Origin of the sequence: Streptococcus entericus DSM 14446 (assembly GCF_000380025.1) — a bacterium.
GTDB lineage: Bacteria > Bacillota > Bacilli > Lactobacillales > Streptococcaceae > Streptococcus > Streptococcus entericus.
The window spans coordinates 69,797-91,188 of sequence record NZ_KB904167.1 but is presented as its reverse complement, the minus strand read 5'-3'; the positions used below and the strand labels follow the sequence as shown (position 1 = coordinate 91,188).

The window sequence follows — 21,392 nt, the reverse complement described above, 5'->3', positions numbered from 1 at the left end:
ACGGTGAACTCTAGAGGCTTTAAGCTCTGCTATTTCCAAAAAATGTCCAAATAACAAGAGCAATAGAAGCGATAAGGAACAATAAAGCTAATGGTGTCGGTGCAAGGACTAATACCAGCCCTGATAGGAGCAGGCGCACCAAGAGGATACCTGCGGTAAAGTAGGTGCTAATGCCTGATGAAATTGTTGCTAAGCGTTCTTCTGGCAGTTCATTCATTATAAGGGCATTCATTTTCGGATTGACAATGCCGACATTGACCATGGTGACAAAGAGGACAGCAATCATCAGGTAGGTATTGCCCAGCAAGAGTCCTAAGAAGAGAAGAGCTGGAGCTAGGGCTGACAGGCGCACGAGCTTTGTCACTTCCCAGTTTTTGGCAACTGACATGGTCAGCATACCGCCGATAATCTGACCAGACATGGCTGCCGCACTGATGAGGGTTAGGGTAAAGGGCAGATTCACGATAATCATGTTGGTATTCTGACTAGCAGCAAATAGAAAGAGCACATCCAATCCACTGAAAACAGCATTGAGCAGAGGAATAATTGTCATAACCGTCCGCAAAGCAGGGATTTGTTTAATTTCCCGAATAACCAGCTTGGAACTCTCCCACATCTGAACCAAAAAGTTTTGGCGTTCAATCGGGGCTTCAACGTCTTTAATCGGATCAGCAATCAAGAGAGCAGTGAGTTTAGGCTTAATCACTAGCATAATAAGCGCCGCTACTGCAAAAGTTGCCGCATTGAAAAAGGCTAAGTGCTGGTAACTCATCACCGCAATCAGCAGAGCTCCGCTAAACTTAAACACAATACTGAGCAAAGAGAAACTAGATTGACGAAAGGCCATGGCTTGCTCCCTCTCCTCAGCCTTAATCACCCGCAGGGAAATCGGGCTATACAGTCCATTTTCATACTGACCAGCCAAATCTGAGATAAAGTTAATCGTACTGGCAGCCAGCACCACCCACAAACTAGGCTCAAAGCCCATAAAGAAACCAATCAAGCTGTAGAGGCCGACACGCAAGACTAGTGTTCCCATAATCATCTCCAGCTTCTTCTTGGTCTGATCGGCTTTGATCCCCATAGCAAAGCTAAAGAGCATGGGCAGGGTTTCTGATAAGGTCACTGCTGAAATAGCGAGTTGACTATTGGGCAAAAGGAGGACATAATTCATCAGAGCCAGATAATACAAGGTGTCTCCGAAGTTAGAAATCGCATCTGCGACAAAAGTGGTCAAAAAGAGCTTATTTTTCAAAACTGTTTTCATGGTGTAAACCTCACGACTATTTTTTGATAAACGTTTATTTAATTTTATTTTAACAGATATTTTTATAAAGTCAATAGTTTTTTTGAATTAAATGATTATTTAATTTTAAATATAAAAAGAAACTGAGATGGTCACCATCTCAATTTCTACTACTTTATATTTAGTCTTAGAGTTCAAAGCAAGTTAACCTTAGCAACAGCTGCTAGTTTACTTTTGATTTTCTACTTAATCAAGCAAATCCGTGTCGTAAATCGTAAAGTCTGCACGATAGATAATCAAACGCTTGCCATCGATAAGCAGGTAGGTCGTATTGGGGATGCCATTTGGGGCAGAGGTCGATACCTTGTTCCCAAAATAAGTCGCTAGCGGCGTCCCATTCTGCGACCGAATGAGAATCAGTTTGCTCTGACCAGTCCAGTCGTTCTTGATTTGATTAAAGAAACGATTGACAAAAGGAAGCGAGCGGTCATCAGTCTCAAGCTCCACACTAGCCCCATACTTATCCATGTAATCTGTCAAGCCATCCTCAGAAAAAATTAGGGTTGACCCCACATGCAAGACCTGACTAGACCCTATCGTCACGTCAAGAACGGAGGATTCCTTGCTGATATTGCCCAGCTCATCGGTCATATCAAACCGATCATCGCTTTGGATAGATACTGATTTGCCTGTCAACTTGTCAATCACTTGCGAGTTTTCGTCAAAGGTTCGCACCGTCCCTGACAAGCCCAGATACTGCTCCTGCGTGGTCTTAAAAAAGTCGGTCACACTCTGACATCCTGCTAACACCAGCAGACCAAGGGCGGTCACCAGCCCGAGTTTTATTGTTTTTCTCATGTATGTTCTCCTTTTACGTTTCCATCATTATACCACAAACTTGCTCCCTCGTCCGCCTTGTGCTATGATAGACCTATGAACAAACGATTTTTCGCCCAACCCCAGACCCCTTCTCATAAGGCTTTTTGGAGGACAATAGCCGAGCTGTACAAGGCATTTATCACTCTAGAGCTTGTTGATGAGATGACTGAGCAGGTAAGCCCTAACAAGCTGACCTTGATTGAACAAAGGGTCAATCATCAACCGACCTTTAGATTGATAGCCAGCAACACAGAACATTTCATTGAGCTCCCCAACTTAACCCCAGAAGATTGGGACATATCAACCAGCTTAGCCCTCGCCAGTTACTTGATGACAGTTGGTCAACCAGAGCAGCTGCACTGGCTAGATAAGTTACCCTTACACGCTGCCATTACTGACCGAGATAATCGTCTCATCTACCATAACCAGAAACCCAAAGACCCCTTCTTCTTTGACGAGCTGGAACAAACCCCTGTTGAGGACTGGCTGATTCAAGAAGTTCAGACTAAACCTGAACACGCCGTCCATCTGCTTTTGCCTGCCACCTCTTTTGATCAGATACTCATCCAGTCCTATCAAGGGCTTTACGATAATAACCAGTTTCAGGGCATTTTTCAGCAGGTACAAGACATCAAGCCTATGCTCGCTAGCTATCTAACCGAGACAGGGCAGGCCATCGTCGGCTGGTCAGACACTACATCAGGGGCTTCCATAAAAAACAACCTCTTTGATGAGGAGGAATTTTAAGAATTATCTGACATGATAAAAAATACAATTGCTATTCACTAATCATCAAATGCAATAAAATTAACAACAGTGGATACCTGATAACTAGCGTATCGCTCCAGACCATCAAGAAAATGTGATAAATCTTCTATTTTTTCAAAATACATTTCCAGATGGTAACAACCATTCCCAGCAATCCGATAATGACGGTCAACATGATAGGCAAACCGACTAACATAGTCCTTATAGGATTGGTGGTTACCTTCTGTTAAAGTGACTAAGACTAGAACATGAACCATACACCCTGTTTGATGACGATTGAGTTCTACGGTATAACGCTGGATAACGCCTTGTTCTTCCATTTTCTGTAGGCGAGCCGTCACAGCAGGGGCTGTCAAATGGACAGCTTCTGCCATATCCTTAATTTTCAACCGACTATTAGCTTGCAAGAGGGTCAGTATCTGGCGGTCTGTCTGGTCTAGCATATCTTTCTTTCTAAACTAAAGTTTTTAGGGCAAATACTTTTGAAAACACCTGTATCTTCCTATGCTTTTAGTGTATCATAGTCCTATCAATTTTGAAAGGATTTGACACATGCAATTTCAACACCTTCGACAATCAACGGCTCGCCTGACCTATGCTGGAAAGACTTTCCTCATCGACCCCATGCTGGCAGAAAAGGGCGCTTATCCAGCTTTTGATGGAGCTGTTACGGGCAACACCCAGAACAACCCTCTAGTCGATTTGCCCCTGTCTTTGGTAGAACTGACCGCTGGGATTGATGCCGTCATCATCACCCACCTCCATATCGACCACTGGGACCCTGTGGCTGCTGAGGTACTGGATAAGGCTCTGCCGATTTTTGTGCAAAATGAAGCTGACGCTACCGTGATTGCCGAAGCAGGGTTTACCGATGTCCGTGTCCTGACCGAGGACACCAGCTTTGAGAGCATTTCCCTCCACAAGACCGATGGCGTACACGTCGAGGATATGAGCCAACTCTCTCCAGACATGCAGACCCTTATCGGTTCGGTCTGTGGGGTGGTCTTCCAAACAGAGGGCGAACAAACGCTCTACCTCGCTGGCGACACTCTCTGGAATGATGATGTCAAAACAGCCATCAATCGCTACCAGCCAGAGGTCATCGTCCTCAACGCTGGGGGCAATGCCCTTGAGGGCTTTGGTCGTGTCGTCATGGACAAGGCCGATGTCTTAGCTGTCGCTCGGCATTCAGAAGCTCAGCTCATCGCTGTTCATATGGAGGCCGTCAACCACTGGGCACTGTCTCGTCAGGAACTTGCTACTTTTGCTGAACAACACGGATTCGCTGACCGCTTACATATTCCACAAGACGGAGAAATAATAATACTTTAATCTAAAAAACGCCAGATGGCGTTTTTTATAATTCTCTTAGATATTCACTGTGCGCATGGCTGCCTGATAGGTTTGTTCTAGTAGCATGGTGATGGTCATGGGACCGACCCCACCTGGAACAGGTGTGATGAGACTTGCTAGTGGTTCGACCTCATCAAAATCAACGTCACCACAGAGCTTGCCATTATCGTCACGGTTCATGCCGACATCAATGACAACAGCACCTTCCTTGACAAATTCCTTGGTCACAAACTTAGCCTGACCGATGGCAACGACTAAAATGTCTGCGCTACGCGCCAACTCTGGCAAGTTTTGGGTGCGAGAGTGGGCAATCGTCACCGTTGCATTTTTATCCATGAGCAGCTGTGCCATTGGCTTGCCGACAATGTTACTACGACCAATCACAACCGCTCGTTTGCCAGCTAGTTCGACACCATAAGCCTCAACCATTGCCATAATCCCAGCAGGCGTGCAAGGCACCATGACGGGGTGTCCGCTCCAGAGGCGTCCCATGTTCATCGGATGAAAACCGTCAACATCCTTTTCTGGAGAAATGGCTAGCAAAACAGCCTCTTCGTCAATATGTTTAGGCAAAGGGAGCTGCACCAAAATCCCATGATAACTGGCGTCCACATTGTATTTAGAGATAAGAGCCAGCAACTCCTCCTGAGAAATAGTGTCAGGTACTCTTACCACCTCGCTCTTAAACCCAGCGGCAAGTGCTGACCGCTCCTTGTTGCCAACGTAAACCTGACTAGCAGGATCATCACCAACCAAAATCACGACTAAACCTGGGACAATAGCATGCTCTTCCTTCATCTGAGCAACTTTTTCTGCTAATTCCTCTTGCAAACGATTTGCTAAGCCTTTTCCATCAATTAATGTTGCCATTTGAACTCCTATCTCCATTGATACCACCATTCTACCAAAAAAAAAGATAAAAAGCATGTACTTTTTATCTCTTGTCAAGAAAATAACCAGCAGTTTCTCGACTAAATCGTAAGAAACTGCCTGAACAGCAACTTAAATCCAACCTTTTTGCTTGAATTCTTATTTACTATCGACTTCTTCTGCTCTTATTTAATGACTATCATTGATTCACAATTGCGATTTTTGATGGGTCATTGTGAGCCATGCGACTAGCTGCTGAAGCAGCAATAGCACAGACGATATCGTCCAAAAAGGTATGGCAACTCTGACCAACTTTACTATCTAAGCGCTTGATAATCCCAGGCTTGGTCTTATCCAAATAACCATAATTGGTAAATCCAATCGAGCCATAGAGATTAACAATGGACAGACCAAGAATCTCATCTATGCCATATAAGCCTTGGTCGCTGGTCAAAATCTCTCTCAAGGGTTGAGAGAGCATATCCTGCTCAGCCAATTTATCTAGCTCAATACCCGTAATGATGGCGTTTTGAACTTCTCTTTTTTCAAGCACTGCTTGGACATTTTCCAAACACTCCGCCACTGATAGATTAGGAATGTACTTATTCTGCAAATTTAACACTAATTCGGCAATATCTAACAGCTGAACCCCTCTTTCAACGAGGAGTGCATGCGATACTTGTCGCAGTTCTAAATCACTTATCATCTTCCTTTACCCTTCCTTGAAATGATGAACACCCAAATCCTATTAGACTAACAAGGAGTCATCTGAAACCTTTATTCAAGTGTTCCGAGGTTGTATTATCTGACCTTGGATTTTCCTGAGCCTTTGCTTGAATAAATGAAGGTTTTCTCCCCGTATTACCTCTATAATATATTTCAATGTCCTCTGTATTTCCTTCTATTTTAAACTTTTCAACTTGCGTTAAATCATCATCCATCACTAGATACAAACCTAAATTGGCTTGAAAATCCCAACCAAAAGCCGAGGCTGTTGCATTTGAGCTACTCATTTAATTACCTCTTAATTTGTAATTTCTTATTCCCATTATACCAAAAACCCCAGCAATCTGCTGGGGTTTATCGGTTATTGAAATACAGTTTTACCTGCTTACTTCCCCAACTTCTCCATCTCTGCAATGCGTGCTTTGGTGGCATCGTATTTGGTTTGGTAGTCGGTTTGTTTGTCTTGTTCTTTTTGGACGATGTCGGGTTTGGCATTGGCGATGAATTTCTCGTTAGCGAGTTTCTTGGTCACCATGTCCAGTTCTTTCTGCCATTTGGCCAACTCTTTGTGGAGGCGGTCTAGCTCTTCTTCGACATTGAGCAGGTCTGCTAGCGGCAGGAAGATTTCAGCGCCTGTGATGACGGCTGACATGGCGAGCTCTGGAGCAGCAATAGCTGCGCCAATCTCCAGCTTCTCTGGGTTGGTGAAGCGGGTGATGTAGTTGATATTGGCTTTAAAGAAGGCTTCTAGCTCGCTGTCTGCGGTCTTAATCAGGAGGGTAATCGGCTTGCTTGGGGCGACATTGACCTCAGCACGGGCGTTACGAACCGCACGAATCAAGTCTTTCAGGCTCTCGACCTCTGTCGCCGCTCTGCTATTGTCAAAAGAAGCATCCACCACTGGATAAGTGGCTACCACGATACTGCTATCAGAAATCTGACCAAAAATCTCCTCGGTCACAAACGGCATAATCGGATGGAGCAGGCGTAAAATGGCGTCAAGCGTGTAGAGGAGGACGGAGCGGGTGATGGCTTTTTCTGCCTCATCGTCGCTGTAAAGGACCTCCTTGGTCAGCTCGACATACCAGTTGGCAAAGTCTTCCCAGATGAAGTTGTAGAGATGGTGTCCAGCGATACCGAACTCAAACTTCTCAAAGGTGTCTGTGACTTTGGCAATGGTCTCATTGAGGTTGTGGAGAATCCAGCGATCGGTCACGTTGCCAGCTTGGCTCTTAGCGACCTTCTGCACATTGGCACGCGCCTCTTCAAGGGTCAACCCCTCACGGTTCATGAGGATATAGCGGGAAATGTTCCAGATTTTGTTTATGAAGTTCCAAGAAGCATCCATCTTCTCGTAGCTGAAGCGGACGTCCTGTCCTGGGGCAGAGCCGTTTGAGAGGAACCAACGCAGGGCGTCTGCACCGTACTGGTCGATAACATCCATGGGGTCAATCCCGTTGCCCAGAGACTTGGACATCTTACGCCCCTGTTCGTCACGGATGAGACCGTGGATGAGGACATTCTTGAATGGGCGGCGGTCAGTAAATTCCAGCGATTGGAAAATCATGCGAGACACCCAGAAGAAGATGATGTCGTAGCCTGTGACAAGGGTTGAGGTTGGGAAGTATCGGTTAAAGTCATGGCTGTCCGTATCTGGCCAGCCCATCGTGGAGAATGGCCAAAGGGCAGAGCTAAACCAAGTGTCCAGCACGTCCTCGTCTTGCACCCAGCCCTCACCTGCAGGGGCTTCTTCGCCGACATACATCTCACCAGCTTCATTGTACCATGCAGGAATCTGGTGACCCCACCAAAGCTGGCGTGAAATCACCCAGTCATGGACATTTTCCATCCATTGGAGGAAGGTATCGTTGAAACGTGGTGGGTAGAAATCAACCTTATCGTCAGTCTCTTGGTTGCTAATTGCCCGTTTGGCCAGCTCGTCCATCTTGACAAACCACTGGGTGGACAGGCGGGGTTCAACGACAGCACCTGAACGCTCAGAGTGTCCTACGGAGTGCACCCGTTTTTCGATTTTAACCAAGCTACCAAGCTCTTCTAGTTTGGCAACGACTGCCTTGCGGGCTTCAAAGCGATCCATGCCAGCAAATTCCGCCGCCAATTCGTTCATGGTGCCATCATCGTTCATGACATTGACTTGTGGCAAATCATGGCGTTGCCCAACGAGGAAGTCATTCGGGTCATGGGCCGGCGTGATTTTGACCACCCCTGTTCCGAATTCTGGATCGGCATGCTCGTCAGCCACGATTGGAATTGCTTTGTTGATGATTGGTAAAATAACGTTTTTGCCAATCAAGCCCCTGTAGCGTGGGTCTTCTGGGTTGACAGCGACTGCCACATCACCAAACATGGTTTCTGGTCTTGTGGTCGCCACTTCGAGACCGCGCGAGCCATCTTCCAGCATATAGGTCATATGGTAGAAAGCGCCCTCCACATCCTTGTGAATCACTTCGATATCGGACAGGGCCGTACGAGCAGCTGGGTCCCAGTTGATGATGAACTCACCACGGTAGATGAGCCCTTTCTTGTAGAGGTCGACAAAGACCTTGCGAACGGCTTTTGACAAGCCCTCATCCAGCGTAAAGCGGTCACGCTGGTAGTCCAAGGACAAGCCCAGCTTGCCCCACTGCTCGCGGATAGTGGTAGCGTACTCTTCCTTCCACTCCCAGACCTTTTCTAAAAACTTTTCACGACCGAGGTCATAGCGCGAAATGCCCTGCTCTCGCAGGCGCTCCTCCACCTTGGCTTGGGTGGCAATCCCTGCGTGGTCCATGCCCGGCAGCCAGAGAGCATCATAGCCCTGCATGCGCTTCTGGCGGATAATGATGTCCTGCAAGGTCGTGTCCCAAGCGTGCCCAAGGTGCAATTTACCCGTCACGTTTGGCGGTGGAATCACGATAGAATAGGGCTTGGCTGTCTCGTCACCAGACGGTGCGAAGACATCAGCCTCAAGCCATTTAGCGTAGCGACCAGCTTCTACTTCTGCTGGATTGTATTTAGGGGAAAGTTGTGTTGACATGGGGTGTCTCCTTATTCATTATTTTTTATCAATTTTTAGTCGTTCGCTCTTTTTTAATAAAAGCACCCAATGGTTGTGTATCTGCTGTTAATTCACGATAAACTCTTGCTCTACCATCACCCATATATTCTAGCGGGAAAAATGCCTCATTTCTGAAATACCCTTTATCATCTAAAAGACTATTATCTACCCAACGCTTAGTAATCTGAGCTGTAAAGTTTAGGTAATTCTGGTATTCCTCAACAGCTACTACACGACATTCTACAGAAATAGCGCATACTGTCAACAGAGGGGCATCCACGGTATCTGCAATCGTGTAAGAAACTTGCAGAGTCTTCAGCTTTTCTCGTTTCGTTAAGAAACCTGCTTTTTCCATCATAAAAGCTTGTTCCTTTGAAGGGATATTTAAAGTAAATTCTCTATGCTTTTGTATCTGTTCAGCAGCATTACTCCCTTTAAACATTCCTATAACCATCATATCTCCTAGGCTATATGATGAACTGGATGTCGTGATATTGTACTGAAATTTGTCATCTTTGTAGCCTAAAATGTAAACAGGAAAGCCATAGTATAACTTACTTGTTTCAAATGGTACTTTCATCTAGTTCTCCTCTTTCTATTTTACCACCACCTCAATCTTCACTCCATCAGGATCTTCACAGTAGAGGGCATAGTGGTTCTCTCCTCCTGCGTAGGGGTAGCGGTCATCGTAGAGGAGTTTGGTTCCTCTGGTCAACAAATCCTGTCTGAGTTGGTCAACCTGTTCACGGCTGCCACCATGGAAGGCTAAGTGATTCAGCCCTGTTCGGCAGCGGTGATAGCCTGCTTTTTGGAAATCATCTGGCGTTTGAACAAAGACGATATACTGCTCTGCCTTTTTCATAGAGAAACCTTGCACCCACTCCTGATATAGGGTATAGCCTAGGCGAGGGAGGAGAATGTCATAGAAGGCACGGCTGCGTGCCAAATTAGAAACATACAGTTCAATGTGATGGAGCATAAGTCTCCTTTCTGAAACGTCAAAACGCCCCTGTCAAAAGACAGGGACGATGTTGTTCAACTACCGCGGTACCACCCAAATTCGGGCTTGTACCCGCAACTTTGTTTGTTCAGTTTTAGCCATCAGCAACTAGTTTTGACCAACTCGCGGATTTCTCAGCCTCACCGCTTTCTGTACAGTTGTTTTCTCAAAACACCTCTGATGGGTTAATTCTATCATCTTTTTAACAGAATAGCAACACCTATTGCCAAAAAATCAATATTTTCTAAACCGTTGGTAACGGGCTTCTAATAACTCTTCTAACGGCAGTTGGCATAAGTGGTCAAGTTCCTTAATCAATTCACTTTTCAGTGTCGCGACAACTTCATTTGTAAATTTCCCATATTCAGGGATGACCTTGTCTACGACATCCAGCTTGAGCAGCTCATAAGAGGTGATTTTCATGAGCTCAGCCGCCTCCATGGCACGACTGCCATCTTTCCAGAGGATAGAAGCAAAGCCTTCTGGCGAAAGCACCGCATACATAGAATGCTCCAGCATCCAAACCTTGTCCGCCACTGCTAGAGCCAAGGCACCACCAGAGCCACCCTCACCGATGATGATGGCGATAATCGGCACTTTTAGGTCACTCATCTCCATGAGATTGCGGGCAATAGCTTCTCCCTGTCCCCGCTCTTCTGCTCCGACACCTGGATAAGCGCCCGCAGTATTGATAAAGGTAATGACAGGGCGACCAAATTTCTCCGCCTGCTTCATAAGACGCAGGGCCTTGCGGTACCCTTCTGGGCTAGGTTGCCCAAAATTACGGGCAAGATTGTCCTGAAGATTTCTCCCTTTTTGGATACCAATCAAGGTCACAGGCTGACCTGCCAATCGACCGACACCTCCAACAATCGCCCCATCATCTCTGAAATGCCGATCACCATGCAGCTCCATAAAATCATCTAGCAAGAGCTCAGCATAATCCAGAGCGGTCAAGCGAGCTTGGTCTCTGGACTGCTTGATGATGTTTCCGATGTCACTCATCGCACACCTCCATGTAGACTAATTAAGCGACTGATGGTCTCACGCAGGTGCTGCCGCTTGACGATAGCATCGACAAAACCATGCTCCAAGAGAAACTCTGCCTTTTGGAAATCATCTGGCAGCGTTTCCCGTACGGTACTTTCAATGACACGCCGTCCTGCAAAGCCAATCAAGGTCTGCGGTTCGGCTAAGATGATGTCCCCTTCCATGGCAAAGCTGGCTGTGACCCCACCTGTGGTCGGATCTGTTAGAATCGTCAGGTAAAAGAGCCCTGCATTGGAATGGCGTTTGACAGCAGCTGAAATCTTGGCCATCTGCATGAGGGACATAATCCCCTCTTGCATTCTAGCCCCTCCAGAAGCCGTAAAGAGGACGACTGGTAAGCGTTCTTGCGTCGCATGCTCAAACAGACGAGTAATTTTCTCTCCCACGACCGTCCCCATGGACGCCATGATAAAGTGAGAATCCATGATCCCAAGCGCCACTCTCTGTCCCTCAATCATAGCAGTCCCTGTCATCACTGCCTCATCCAGACCAGTCTTTTCACGGGTTGCCTGTAATTTTTCTATATAGTGAGGGAAGTCCAAAGGATTCTTGGTCTCAATCCCTGTAAACAGTTCCTCAAAACTTCCCTCGTCCACTGTCAGGGTCAAGCGATCGTGCGCTGTAATCCGAAAGTTATACTGACAAGATGGACAAGTCTTTTCTAGCCCCAAATCCTTCTGATAGATGGTCTGCTTGCAGGCAGGGCACTTGGAAAAGAGTTCGTCTGGCACCTCAGGCTTGACCTGTGGACGGACTTCTCGAGCAGAGCGATTGGGGTTGATACGGATATATTTTTCTTTTCGTGAAAATAAAGCCATTCTTCCTCCTTTTTAGCAGAGAGGCTGGGAGCTTATGCCCCAGCTTCTTGTGTGTATCTTCCTATTTTAGTCATGAGTGGCGTGGTAGTGCGGTAAAAATTCTTCCATCAAGTAGGCGGTGTCATAATCCCCTGCCACTACTCGCTTGTCCGCAATCAAGTCCAGCTGAAAGTCTGTATTGGTCACAACCCCTTCAATCTCCAGCTCATAGAGGGCTCGCTGCATCTTCATCAGGGCTTCAAATCGATTGGCCCCATGTACGATGACCTTGGCAATCATGCTGTCATAGTAAGGCGGAATGGTATAGCCGGGGTAAACAGCTGAGTCAACCCGCAAGCCCACACCACCACTGGGCAGGTAGAGATTACGAATCTTACCAGGGCTCGGTGCAAAGTTGAAGGCTGGATTTTCAGCATTGATCCGACATTCAATGGCATGACCTGTGATGGCGACCTCCTCTTGGGTCACCGATAGCGGCAGTCCTGCTGCGATGCGGATTTGTTCCTTGACGATGTCTACACCTGTTACAAATTCCGTCACAGGGTGCTCGACTTGGACACGGGTATTCATCTCCATGAAATAAAACTCACCCTTAGCTTCGTCCAAGAGAAACTCGATGGTTCCTGCATTTTCATACCCAACAGACTGAGCTGCACGCACGGCTGCCTGCCCAATCTTGTGGCGCATGGTTTGTCCAATCGCAATAGACGGCGCTTCTTCAAGGACTTTCTGATTGTTTCGCTGGAGCGAACAGTCCCGCTCGCCCAAGTGAATCACCTGCCCTTGCTTGTCTGCGAGGATTTGAACCTCAATGTGACGAGCTGGGTAGACCACTTTCTCCAAATACATGGCCCCATTGCCAAACGCTGCCTTGGCTTCTGACGAAGCTGACTCAAAGGCAGGCACCAGATCTTGAGCCTTTTCGACCTTACGAATCCCTTTGCCACCACCACCAGCTGACGCCTTGAGCATGACTGGATAGCCGATTTTCTCCGCAATGGCTAGCGCCTCCTCAGCAGAGAAGACCTCCCCATCTGAACCAGGAATGACAGGCACACCTGCCTTAATCATCTCGGAACGGGCATTGATCTTATCCCCCATGGTATCCATGACGGCACCAGATGGGCCAATAAACTGAATGCCCACCTCTTCACACATGGTCGCAAACTTGGAATTTTCACTTAAAAATCCAAAACCAGGGTGAATGGCTTCTGTACCTGTCACAACTGCAGCAGATAAAACAGCGTTGATATTCAGATAGGAGTCGATCGATTTGGCAGGTCCGACACAAATCGCCTCATCTGCCAAGAGCACATGAAGGGCGTCTTTATCCGCCTGCGAATAAATCGCCACCGTTTCAATTCCCAATTCTCTCGCTGCACGAATAATCCGTACCGCAATTTCGCCACGGTTGGCGATTAAGATTTTTTTGAACATACTTTTCTCTCTTTATGGCAGTTTCTGCTAAGACAGCTATCCTAGCCAAAGGTTTCCAATGAACACTTTTACATCACAGTAGCTGTTGGGTCGTTCACATCGCTAGGCTTGTGACCCAACCTGCTCCTTTTCCGATTTTCAGACTCGAACCTTCGAGAGTCACTTCACTGACTCTGGAAGTCTTGCGAGGATAGGACAACGACCTCGAACGCTCTGCGTTAGCGACTTCTGTATTCCCGCTTTCTGATTTTCAGGCTCGAACCTTAAGACTGGGACAAAAGTCTTGGTCTCTCCATGTTATTATCATACAGTCAACAAGACGCAGTGGTTGAGTGGGCTAACGACTCATCGAACCCCTCGGGTTACCGATTTTTGTCCCACTCTCAAGCCCCAATCGCAAAGGTCAGCGTCCCGCTCGCTGCCAGCTTGCCATCAACTTCGGCTTTGGCTTCAACAACTGCAATCGTGCCACGGCGTTTGACAAAGGTCGCCGTCATGACGAGCTGATCTCCAGGAACGACTTGCTTTTTGAATTTGACCTTGTCCATGCCCGCATAAAAGACCAACTTGCCCTTGTTTTCAGGCTTGGACAACTCCAAGACACCTGCTGTCTGCGCCAAGGCTTCCATGATGAGGACACCCGGCATGACTGGATATTGGGGAAAATGCCCATTGAAAAAGGGTTCATTGATGGTCACATTTTTCACTGCGACAATCGTATCGTCTGTCATCTCCAGCACCCGATCCACCAAGAGCATCGGGTAGCGGTGAGGCAGCACCTCTTTAATCTGGTTTATATCCATCATTTGATGCGCACCAATCCTTGTCCAAATTCGATGACGGCTTCATTGGCCACCAAGATCTCTGTGACAACCCCATCACGTGGAGCTGGCACTTCGTTCATCACCTTCATGGCCTCGATAATCATCAGGGTCTGTCCCTTCTTCACACTGTCTCCGACGGCCACAAAGGCTGGCTTGTCTGGAGCTGGCGACAGGTAGGCCACACCGACAAGCGGGCTCTCCACCACTTCCCCTTCGGCTTGTGCTGTTGGAACAATAGCAGAGCTAGCAGTCGCAGGCTTATCTAGGGAAACGACTGGCGTTTGCGCTTGAGGGGCAGCATTAGCCACCGCAGGCTGAGCAACTGGTGCCACGGCCAAAGCGCTACCTTCATTTTTACTAAAGGCAAGCTCATCGCTGCCATTCTTATAAGAAAATTCACGGAGACTTGAGCTGTCAAACTGCGCCATCAAGTCTTTAATTGCTGCTAATTCCATTAGCCCTCCCATTTCTTAAATGCTATAACCGCATTGTGACCACCAAAGCCAAAGGTATTGGAAATGGCATAGCGAATAGCCATATCCCGACCTTGTCCATAGATGACATCCGCCTCAATGTAGTCAGATACTTCTGTCGTGCCAGCCGTTTTCGGCGCATGGGCATGTTTCATCGCTTCGATAACAGCGATGGCTTCCACTGCACCCGCAGCCCCCAACAAATGACCTGTAAAGGACTTGGTCGAGGACACAGGCGTATTGGTTCCAAAGACAGAAACGATTGCGCCGCTCTCGCCCTTCTCATTGGCAGGAGTAGAAGTCCCGTGGGCGTTGATGTAGTCCACATCTGCTGGCTCGATGCCTGCTTCTGCAAGCGCCAACTTCATGGCCTTAATGGCCCCCAACCCTTCTGGATGTGGCGAGGTCATGTGGTGGGCATCACAGGTATTGCCATAACCCACGATTTCCGCCAAGATCGTCGCCCCACGTTTTTGGGCATGTTCCAGACTTTCCAAGACCAAAACACCTGCACCTTCACCCATGACAAAGCCATTTCGGTCCTTGTCAAAAGGAATCGACGCACGAAGCGGGTCTTCGGTCGTGGACATAGCGGTCAAGGCCTGGAAACCACCGATGGCAAATGGCGTAATGGCTGCTTCTGAACCACCAGCTAGCATGACATCTTGGAAGCCGAATTTGATTTCACGAAAGGCTTCGCCCAGCGCATCATTGGATGAAGCACAGGCCGTAATCACACACTTGCAGACCCCATTGGCCCCAAACCGCATGGCGATATTCCCTGCTGCCATGTTTGGCAGGGCTTTTGGCAGAGCCATCGGGCGAATCCGCTTGGGACCCTTGGTGTTCATTCGCTCCACTTGTTGCTCGATTTCCAAAATCCCACCGATACCGGTCGACAAAATCACCCCAAAACGATCTCTATCTAACGTGTCTGGCGTCAAACCTGCATTGGTGACTGCTTCTTCTGCCGCATAGAGGGCATAGAGCGAGTAGTCATCGTAGCGATTGGTGTCTTTTTTCGTAAAGTATTTATCAAAAGGGAAATCCTTGATTTCCGCGGCATTATGGACACTGTATTCACTCGTATCAAACTTGCTAATCTTGCCAATACCGACCTTGCCTGTGTATAGGCTGTTCCAAAATTCTTCTGGCGTGTTCCCGATTGGGGAAGTAATGCCGTATCCTGTAACGACGACACGATTGGTTTTTGTCATGGTGTTCTCCTTTTTGAACTGTACGATTTTTACAACTGTCACATCAACGAGACGCAGTGGCTGAGTGCGTCAAGGCGTTTGCGCCTTGAAGGCGAGAAATCGTGAGTTGCACAGCTCAAACAGCCTAAAGATGGCTGTTTGAGGTTGTGGATAGAGCGAGAAAGGCTCGCCACAATCGTCAGGGCTGTTTAGCTGATGTCATCAGCTTTTACACCCCTACTCAACTGTATTCTCATTGCATGGTCAATCCGCCATCAATGGCAATCACTTGACCGGTGAGGTAATCTTGACTGGCCAGAAAGACTGCCACATCAGCCACTTCCTCCGCTTGTCCAAAGCGTTTCATCGGGATTTGTCCCAGCATCGCCTCTTTAATCTTATCTGCCAACACATCTGTCATATCCGACTCGATAAAGCCTGGGGCAATGGCATTGACCCGCACATTGCGGCTGGCCACTTCCCGTGCGATGGACTTGGTCAAGCCAATTAATCCTGCCTTAGACGCTGCATAGTTAGCCTGCCCTGCATTGCCCATGAGACCAACCACGCTCGAGAGGTTGATAATCGCCCCCTCACGTGCCTTGGTCATGGGTTTTAGGACAGCTTGGGTCATGTTGAAGGCCCCTGTCAGGTTGATTTTAAGGACGCTATCAAAGTCCTCTTCCGTCATCCGCATGGCTAGACCATCCTTGGTAATGCCGGCATTGTTGACCAGAATGTCCACACTTCCCAGCTCTTCGATAGCTCTATCAACCATTTGCTTGGCCTGCGCTTGACTGGAAATGTCTCCTGAAATGCTCACCACCTTGACACCGTAGGGCTCAAAGGCAGCCAGCGTTTCTGCTGGAATCTCCCCACGACCGTTGAGCACGACATTGGCACCCAGACTGGCAAATTTATGGGCAATCGCCAAGCCAATCCCTCGACTAGAACCTGTCACAAAGACATTTTTTTGCTTGATTTCCATGATTTCTCCTATTGTTCCAGTAAAGCTTGCAGGCTCGCTAGGTCTTCAACGTGAGCAATACCTGCTGTCTTGTCCATTTTCTTGATAAAGCCAGACAAGACCTTGCCCGGACCAATCTCAATAAAGTTTGTCACCCCAGCTGCCTGCATGCTAGCAATCGACTCGTAAAACCGTACAGGCTCCATGACCTGACGAGTCAACAGACTTGGAATGTCCGCAGTCGCCATAATAGCCGCCTCGGTATTGCCAACGACAGGACAAGTTCCCTCATGAAAGGCCACTTCTTTTAGAGCAAGTGCTAGCTTGTCCGACGCCGGCTTGAGGAGTGCCGTATGAAAAGGACCAGAGACATTCAGTGGTATCAGGCGTTTGACGCCTTGCTCTTTGAGGAGTTCTACCGCCGCATCCACCGCCTCTACCTCACCACCGATGACAATCTGTGCTGGCGTGTTGTAGTTGGCAGGACTGACTACACCCAAGTGAGCGACTGCTTGACAGGCCTTTTCGATGACAGCGACATCCGTATTCAGGACGGCCACCATCTTGCCTGATCCAGCAGGAGCTGCTGTTTCCATATACTCCCCACGCTTGGCGATGAGGGCGACTGCTTCCTCAAAATCCAGATAGCCTGCTGCCACAAGGGCTGAGTATTCGCCCAAGGACAGACCTGCCATCATATCAGCCACCAATCCCTGCTCCTGCAAGAGACGGAAAATCGCCACAGAAGTCACCAGCATGGCTGGCTGGGTATAGCGGGTCTGATTGAGCTTGACCTCATCGGTATCGATAAGTTCCCTCACATCATAGCCCAAGACACGGCTAGCCGCTTCATAGGTCTCTCGGACAATTGGATAGGTATCGTACAAGTCCCGTGCCATCCCTAGACACTGCGCCCCTTGCCCTGCAAACAGAAAAGCTGTCTTTGTCATCTTATTCTCCAATACTTGCCCAACGCGCTGCTTCTTCCTTGATCACTGCAGCCGCACCGTAGTAAATATCCTTCAAAATCTCTTCACAAGTCTCTTCCCTGCTGATGAGACCTGCAATCTGACCTGCCATGACAGAACCATGGTCAACATCCCCGTCAACCACCGCATTGCGAAGGGCACCAGCTCCAAGCTCTTCGATCTCTTCAGCCGTCTTTTTACCCGCTAAGAAATCTTTCTCAGCCTGACTGTAAGCTGTCGCCAGCTTGTTTTTAATAGCACGGACAGGGTGCCCGACAACAGACGCCGACACCACCGTATCAATGTCCTTAGCTTTCAAAACCTTATCTTTGAAGTTTTGGTGGGCATTGGACTCTGTCGCCACAACAAAGCGTGTCCCTACCTGCACCGCCTCTGCCCCCAGCATAAAGGCTGCAGCCGCACCGTGACCATCTGCAATACCACCTGCTGCAATGACAGGAATCGTCACCGCTTCGACAACCTGACGCACCAAGGTCATGGTCGTCAACTTACCGATGTGTCCGCCTGCTTCCATACCTTCGGCAATGACAGCATCCACACCCAGTTTTTCCATGCGCTTAGCAAGGGCAACGGACGGCACCACTGGAATGACGATAATCCCTGCTGCATGCAAGCGTTCCATGTACTTCCCAGGATTTCCTGCACCTGTCGTCACGACCTTGACACCCTCTTCGATGACCAAATCCACGATGTCATCCGCAAAAGGCGATAGGAGCATGATATTGACCCCAAATGGCTTATCCGTAATAGACTTGACCTTCTGGATATTAGCACGAACAACCTCTTTTGGAGCGTTGCCCCCACCGATGATGCCCAGACCACCAGCATTTGAGACAGCACCAGCCAAATCGCCATCTGCCACCCATGCCATCCCCCCTTGGAAAATAGGGTATTTGATGTTTAATAGTGTTGTGATACGTGTGTTCATTTTAGTTCTTATCCTTTTTACAACTTAGCAAACCTGCTAGGAAAACAAGACAGGTTTCTCTTGCTTACCTAGCAAGTTTGATAAAAAAATATTTTTTCTATCAAACTATTCAGGTAAGAAGTAAGGCTAATCATTTAGCCTTAACTTCTATATTTTAATGATATTGATAGCTTCTTTATGGAACGAATTAAATTTTGCCTTCAACGTAAGCAACCAAGTCGCCAACGGTGTTCAAACCGTCTTCTGTTTCGATTTGGATGTCAAACGCATCTTCAATTTCTGAGATAACTTGGAACACATCCAATGAGTCAGCGTCCAACTCATCAAACGTTGTCGTGAGAGTAACTTCTTCAGCATCTTTGCCGAGCTCTTCAACGATAATTTCTTGTACTTTTTCAAATACTGTCATGATAGGGTCTCCTTTTTGGATAAAAATATTTTTATAAACGGGTGCTAACCCATTGATAACTAGATTGTAATCAGTAAACTACCCCAGGTCAAGCCACCACCGAAGCCTGATAAGAGGACGGTTTGGCTACCATCGAGACGAATCCGCCCATCGGCGACGCACTCGGAGAGCAGGATAGGAATGGACGCTGCGCTGGTATTGCCATAGCTCATCATGTTGGCTGGAAATTTAGTTAGGTCAGCGCCAATTTTTTGAGCCATCTTGTCAATGATGCGACTGTTGGCCTGATGGAGCAGGTAGTAATCGACAACCTCTGGCGATAAGTCATTGTCGGATAATAGTTGACGGATGCTTTTTGATACGGTCTTGATGGCAAAATCAAAGATAGCTCGACCGTTCATCTGAACCCGACTATCAGCCTGCTCTGCCATTGCCGCAAAAGGCGATGAAAACCCTGACTTCCCTGACCGCAAGGCCTGACTATGGGTGCCGTCGGTGTTGAGGCTCTCGGCCAGAAAATGCTGGTGCTCACTGGCCTCCAGCAAGACCCCGCCAGCACCGTCACCAAAGAGTACAGCGGTGCTGCGATCAGACCAGTCCAAAATCTTAGAAAAGACCTCCGCCCCAATGACAAGACCTTTTTGATAAAGACCAGACTGGATAAATTTTTCAGCGGTTGATAAGGCAAAGACGAAACCTGAGCAAGCTGCCGTAATATCAAACGCAAATGCACGCGTAGCTTCAAGAGCGCCTTGAACGAGAGCTGCTGTTGAAGGCATCATGCTGTCTGGCGTAATTGTCGCAACGATGATAAAATCAAGCTCTTCTGCCGTCAAGCCTGCTTTTTGCAGCAGTTGCTCAGCAACGGCTGTCGCTAACTGACTGGTGTCCTCTGTCTGGCTGATCCGCCTCTCTCTAATACCCGTACGACTAGCAATCCAGTCGTCGCTGGTATCCATGATTGCTGCGAGATCATCATTGGTCACCACCTGACTAGGTACGTAGTGAGCGACCTGACTAATTCTTGCATAGGTCATCACATCAAGTCCTCCAGAAACTGGTGAAGGCTAGCTAGACCTTTTTGAAGCGCTAGGGCCTCGCTCTCGCTCATATCGCCTAATACCTTTAACACCATATTTTTGTGGAACTGACGGTGGAGTCTATACAGCAAGCGTCCCTTGCTTGTTAAGCTAATGTAAACCACACGACGATCTGTCAGCGAACGTGTCCGTGTGATGTACCCTTTTGCTTCCAGTTTATTAAGGCTGGTGGTAACTGTTCCTAGGGTTAGGAGCAGCTCTTTTGCAATATCAGATGGTGTGACATCCTTGTTTATTCCAATAATGTCAATGGTGTGCATTTCCTTTAAACTAACATCCTTAAACTGACTTTGTCTCAGGCTGTTCTCCTCTACAACCAAAACACGGTTAAAAATATCTACTAAGTAACTATTGATTTGATTGTAGTCCACACCACACCCCCACTGTATCTTATCAAAGCTAGAACTTTGATGGTCAAATTATATCACAACCAAAGTTGTTTGACAAGAAAAAAATGTCATCACTAGTTTCCTGTAAATTTAGGGCGGCGTTTTTCAGTGTAAGCTCGAACGCCTTCTTTGAAATCTTCTTTGTAAGCTAAGTCTGACTGCAATTTCAATTCTAACTTAGCATAATCTTCCCAACCTGCAAATTCGCTAGCCCAAATCATCTGTTTGATTGCCGCATAGGATTGAAAAGAAGCTCTGTTTAATTTTGTGATCAGATTCGTAACCGTTTTGTCTAACTTATCTGACGTGCAAGTTTTATAAACAAAACCATAGTCTAAACCACGTTCAGCTGTTACAGCTTCTGCGGTCATCGCAAGCTGTGTCGCTCGATTGATTCCTAACGAACGGGTCAAAAGGAAAATACCTCCAGCATCGGGTGCTAGATTAACATTCACAAAGGCTTGGATAAACTTTGCCCGCTCGGTTGCGATGCAAAAATCTGCAGCGATAACCATGTTAAAGGCTGCACCAGCCACTGGGCCATCAACTGCCATAATCACTGGTTTTGGCAGACGCTTCAAGGCAAAGGAAATCGTGTTAACCAGCTCTGCTATTTTTACCAAAGACGACACATCATCGGCATCCACAGCCCGTTGCATCTCGGCTAAGTCTCCACCAACAGAGAACACCTTTCCCTCACCCTTGACCAGAAGAATCTTCACAGCTTGATCCTGATTGGCTAGCTCAATCGCTGCTAAAATCTCCTCGCAAATGGGTACATTAAAGCCATTAGAGACTTGAGGGCGATTGAGGGTCAGTGTGGCAACACCATCTGCTACCTCATAGATAATTTCTTCAAACATCTCCTTATCATCCCCTTGTATAGTTAGATAGATAAATCATTTGACAATC

Annotated in this window: 24 protein-coding genes; 2 read left to right on the top strand and 22 right to left on the bottom strand. The window is 47.6% G+C overall.

Annotation, left to right across the window (positions count from 1 at the left end; translation table 11 throughout):
• Positions 1-19: 19 nt before the first annotated feature.
• Both A3GW_RS0105555 and A3GW_RS0105550 read right to left on the bottom strand, forming a co-directional pair.
• Positions 20-1,267 (bottom strand): MFS transporter, encoded by a 1,248-nt coding sequence (locus A3GW_RS0105555; RefSeq protein WP_018368313.1) that lies wholly within the window; start codon positions 1,265-1,267, stop codon positions 20-22.
• A 225-nt stretch (positions 1,268-1,492) separates the two neighbouring features.
• The gene (locus tag A3GW_RS0105550) at positions 1,493-2,104 is read right to left on the bottom strand and encodes a DUF5052 family protein (protein ID WP_018368312.1); all 612 of its coding nucleotides are present in this window, start codon (positions 2,102-2,104) and stop codon (positions 1,493-1,495) included.
• A 75-nt stretch (positions 2,105-2,179) separates the two neighbouring features.
• Here A3GW_RS0105550 and A3GW_RS12045 point away from each other — a divergent pair, with 75 nt between their 5' ends.
• Complete coding sequence (locus A3GW_RS12045; RefSeq protein ID WP_018368311.1) at positions 2,180-2,872, top strand: hypothetical protein; 693 nt, start codon at positions 2,180-2,182, stop codon at positions 2,870-2,872.
• A gap of 38 nt (positions 2,873-2,910) precedes the next feature.
• Here A3GW_RS12045 and A3GW_RS0105540 read toward each other — a convergent pair whose 3' ends face one another.
• Entirely contained in the window at positions 2,911-3,336 is a 426-nt protein-coding gene (locus A3GW_RS0105540) for an Lrp/AsnC family transcriptional regulator (protein WP_018368310.1), read from the bottom strand.
• A 109-nt stretch (positions 3,337-3,445) separates the two neighbouring features.
• Here A3GW_RS0105540 and A3GW_RS0105535 point away from each other — a divergent pair, with 109 nt between their 5' ends.
• Entirely contained in the window at positions 3,446-4,225 is a 780-nt protein-coding gene (locus A3GW_RS0105535) for an MBL fold metallo-hydrolase (RefSeq protein ID WP_018368309.1), read from the top strand.
• A gap of 36 nt (positions 4,226-4,261) precedes the next feature.
• On the opposite strand, the gene A3GW_RS0105530 is transcribed toward A3GW_RS0105535, so the two are convergent.
• From A3GW_RS0105530 to fabM, 19 genes are all read right to left on the bottom strand, one after another.
• Positions 4,262-5,116 carry a bifunctional methylenetetrahydrofolate dehydrogenase/methenyltetrahydrofolate cyclohydrolase gene (locus tag A3GW_RS0105530; protein WP_018368308.1) on the bottom strand — a complete coding sequence of 285 codons (855 nt, stop codon included), beginning with the start codon at positions 5,114-5,116 and terminating at the stop codon, positions 4,262-4,264.
• A gap of 199 nt (positions 5,117-5,315) precedes the next feature.
• The gene (locus tag A3GW_RS0105525; protein ID WP_018368307.1) at positions 5,316-5,822 is read right to left on the bottom strand and encodes a phosphatidylglycerophosphatase A family protein; all 507 of its coding nucleotides are present in this window, start codon (positions 5,820-5,822) and stop codon (positions 5,316-5,318) included.
• A 58-nt stretch (positions 5,823-5,880) separates the two neighbouring features.
• Positions 5,881-6,129: a hypothetical protein gene (locus A3GW_RS0105520; RefSeq protein ID WP_018368306.1), complete on the bottom strand. Its 249-nt coding sequence runs from the start codon at positions 6,127-6,129 to the stop codon at positions 5,881-5,883.
• 98 nt (positions 6,130-6,227) lie between these two features.
• Positions 6,228-8,879 carry a valine--tRNA ligase gene (locus A3GW_RS0105515; RefSeq protein ID WP_018368305.1) on the bottom strand — a complete coding sequence of 884 codons (2,652 nt, stop codon included), beginning with the start codon at positions 8,877-8,879 and terminating at the stop codon, positions 6,228-6,230.
• 28 nt (positions 8,880-8,907) lie between these two features.
• Positions 8,908-9,480 (bottom strand): flavin reductase family protein, encoded by a 573-nt coding sequence (locus A3GW_RS0105510; RefSeq protein WP_018368304.1) that lies wholly within the window; start codon positions 9,478-9,480, stop codon positions 8,908-8,910.
• A 15-nt stretch (positions 9,481-9,495) separates the two neighbouring features.
• Positions 9,496-9,879 carry a VOC family protein gene (locus A3GW_RS0105505; protein ID WP_018368303.1) on the bottom strand — a complete coding sequence of 128 codons (384 nt, stop codon included), beginning with the start codon at positions 9,877-9,879 and terminating at the stop codon, positions 9,496-9,498.
• A 255-nt stretch (positions 9,880-10,134) separates the two neighbouring features.
• Complete coding sequence (locus A3GW_RS0105500; protein WP_018368302.1) at positions 10,135-10,905, bottom strand: acetyl-CoA carboxylase carboxyl transferase subunit alpha; 771 nt, start codon at positions 10,903-10,905, stop codon at positions 10,135-10,137.
• Positions 10,902-11,768, bottom strand: a complete 867-nt coding sequence (gene accD, locus A3GW_RS0105495) for an acetyl-CoA carboxylase, carboxyltransferase subunit beta (RefSeq protein ID WP_018368301.1) — start codon at positions 11,766-11,768, stop codon at positions 10,902-10,904. Before accD ends, A3GW_RS0105500 begins: the two co-directional genes overlap by 4 nt.
• Positions 11,769-11,834: 66 nt before the next feature.
• Positions 11,835-13,205: an acetyl-CoA carboxylase biotin carboxylase subunit gene (accC, locus tag A3GW_RS0105490; protein WP_018368300.1), complete on the bottom strand. Its 1,371-nt coding sequence runs from the start codon at positions 13,203-13,205 to the stop codon at positions 11,835-11,837.
• Positions 13,206-13,588: 383 nt separating this feature from the next.
• Entirely contained in the window at positions 13,589-14,011 is a 423-nt protein-coding gene (fabZ, locus tag A3GW_RS0105485) for a 3-hydroxyacyl-ACP dehydratase FabZ (RefSeq protein ID WP_018368299.1), read from the bottom strand.
• The gene (gene accB / locus A3GW_RS0105480) at positions 14,008-14,484 is read right to left on the bottom strand and encodes an acetyl-CoA carboxylase biotin carboxyl carrier protein (RefSeq protein ID WP_018368298.1); all 477 of its coding nucleotides are present in this window, start codon (positions 14,482-14,484) and stop codon (positions 14,008-14,010) included. Before accB ends, fabZ begins: the two co-directional genes overlap by 4 nt.
• Positions 14,484-15,719 carry a beta-ketoacyl-ACP synthase II gene (gene fabF, locus A3GW_RS0105475; protein WP_018368297.1) on the bottom strand — a complete coding sequence of 412 codons (1,236 nt, stop codon included), beginning with the start codon at positions 15,717-15,719 and terminating at the stop codon, positions 14,484-14,486. The genes accB and fabF overlap by 1 nt, the downstream gene beginning before the upstream one ends.
• Before the next feature lie 232 nt (positions 15,720-15,951).
• The gene (fabG, locus tag A3GW_RS0105470; RefSeq protein ID WP_018368296.1) at positions 15,952-16,686 is read right to left on the bottom strand and encodes a 3-oxoacyl-[acyl-carrier-protein] reductase; all 735 of its coding nucleotides are present in this window, start codon (positions 16,684-16,686) and stop codon (positions 15,952-15,954) included.
• An 8-nt stretch (positions 16,687-16,694) separates the two neighbouring features.
• Positions 16,695-17,615 carry an ACP S-malonyltransferase gene (gene fabD / locus A3GW_RS0105465; protein ID WP_018368295.1) on the bottom strand — a complete coding sequence of 307 codons (921 nt, stop codon included), beginning with the start codon at positions 17,613-17,615 and terminating at the stop codon, positions 16,695-16,697.
• Between the two features lies 1 nt (position 17,616).
• Positions 17,617-18,582, bottom strand: coding sequence for an enoyl-[acyl-carrier-protein] reductase FabK (gene fabK, locus A3GW_RS0105460; protein WP_018368294.1), 966 nt, complete (start codon positions 18,580-18,582; stop codon positions 17,617-17,619).
• A gap of 187 nt (positions 18,583-18,769) precedes the next feature.
• Positions 18,770-18,991 carry an acyl carrier protein gene (locus A3GW_RS0105455; RefSeq protein WP_018368293.1) on the bottom strand — a complete coding sequence of 74 codons (222 nt, stop codon included), beginning with the start codon at positions 18,989-18,991 and terminating at the stop codon, positions 18,770-18,772.
• Between the two features lie 59 nt (positions 18,992-19,050).
• Positions 19,051-20,028, bottom strand: coding sequence for a beta-ketoacyl-ACP synthase III (locus tag A3GW_RS0105450; RefSeq protein ID WP_018368292.1), 978 nt, complete (start codon positions 20,026-20,028; stop codon positions 19,051-19,053).
• Positions 20,028-20,462 carry a fatty acid biosynthesis transcriptional regulator FabT gene (fabT, locus tag A3GW_RS0105445; protein WP_018368291.1) on the bottom strand — a complete coding sequence of 145 codons (435 nt, stop codon included), beginning with the start codon at positions 20,460-20,462 and terminating at the stop codon, positions 20,028-20,030. The genes A3GW_RS0105450 and fabT overlap by 1 nt, the downstream gene beginning before the upstream one ends.
• A 92-nt stretch (positions 20,463-20,554) precedes the next feature.
• The gene (fabM, locus tag A3GW_RS0105440; protein WP_018368290.1) at positions 20,555-21,343 is read right to left on the bottom strand and encodes a trans-2-decenoyl-ACP isomerase; all 789 of its coding nucleotides are present in this window, start codon (positions 21,341-21,343) and stop codon (positions 20,555-20,557) included.
• Positions 21,344-21,392: the final 49 nt, after the last annotated feature.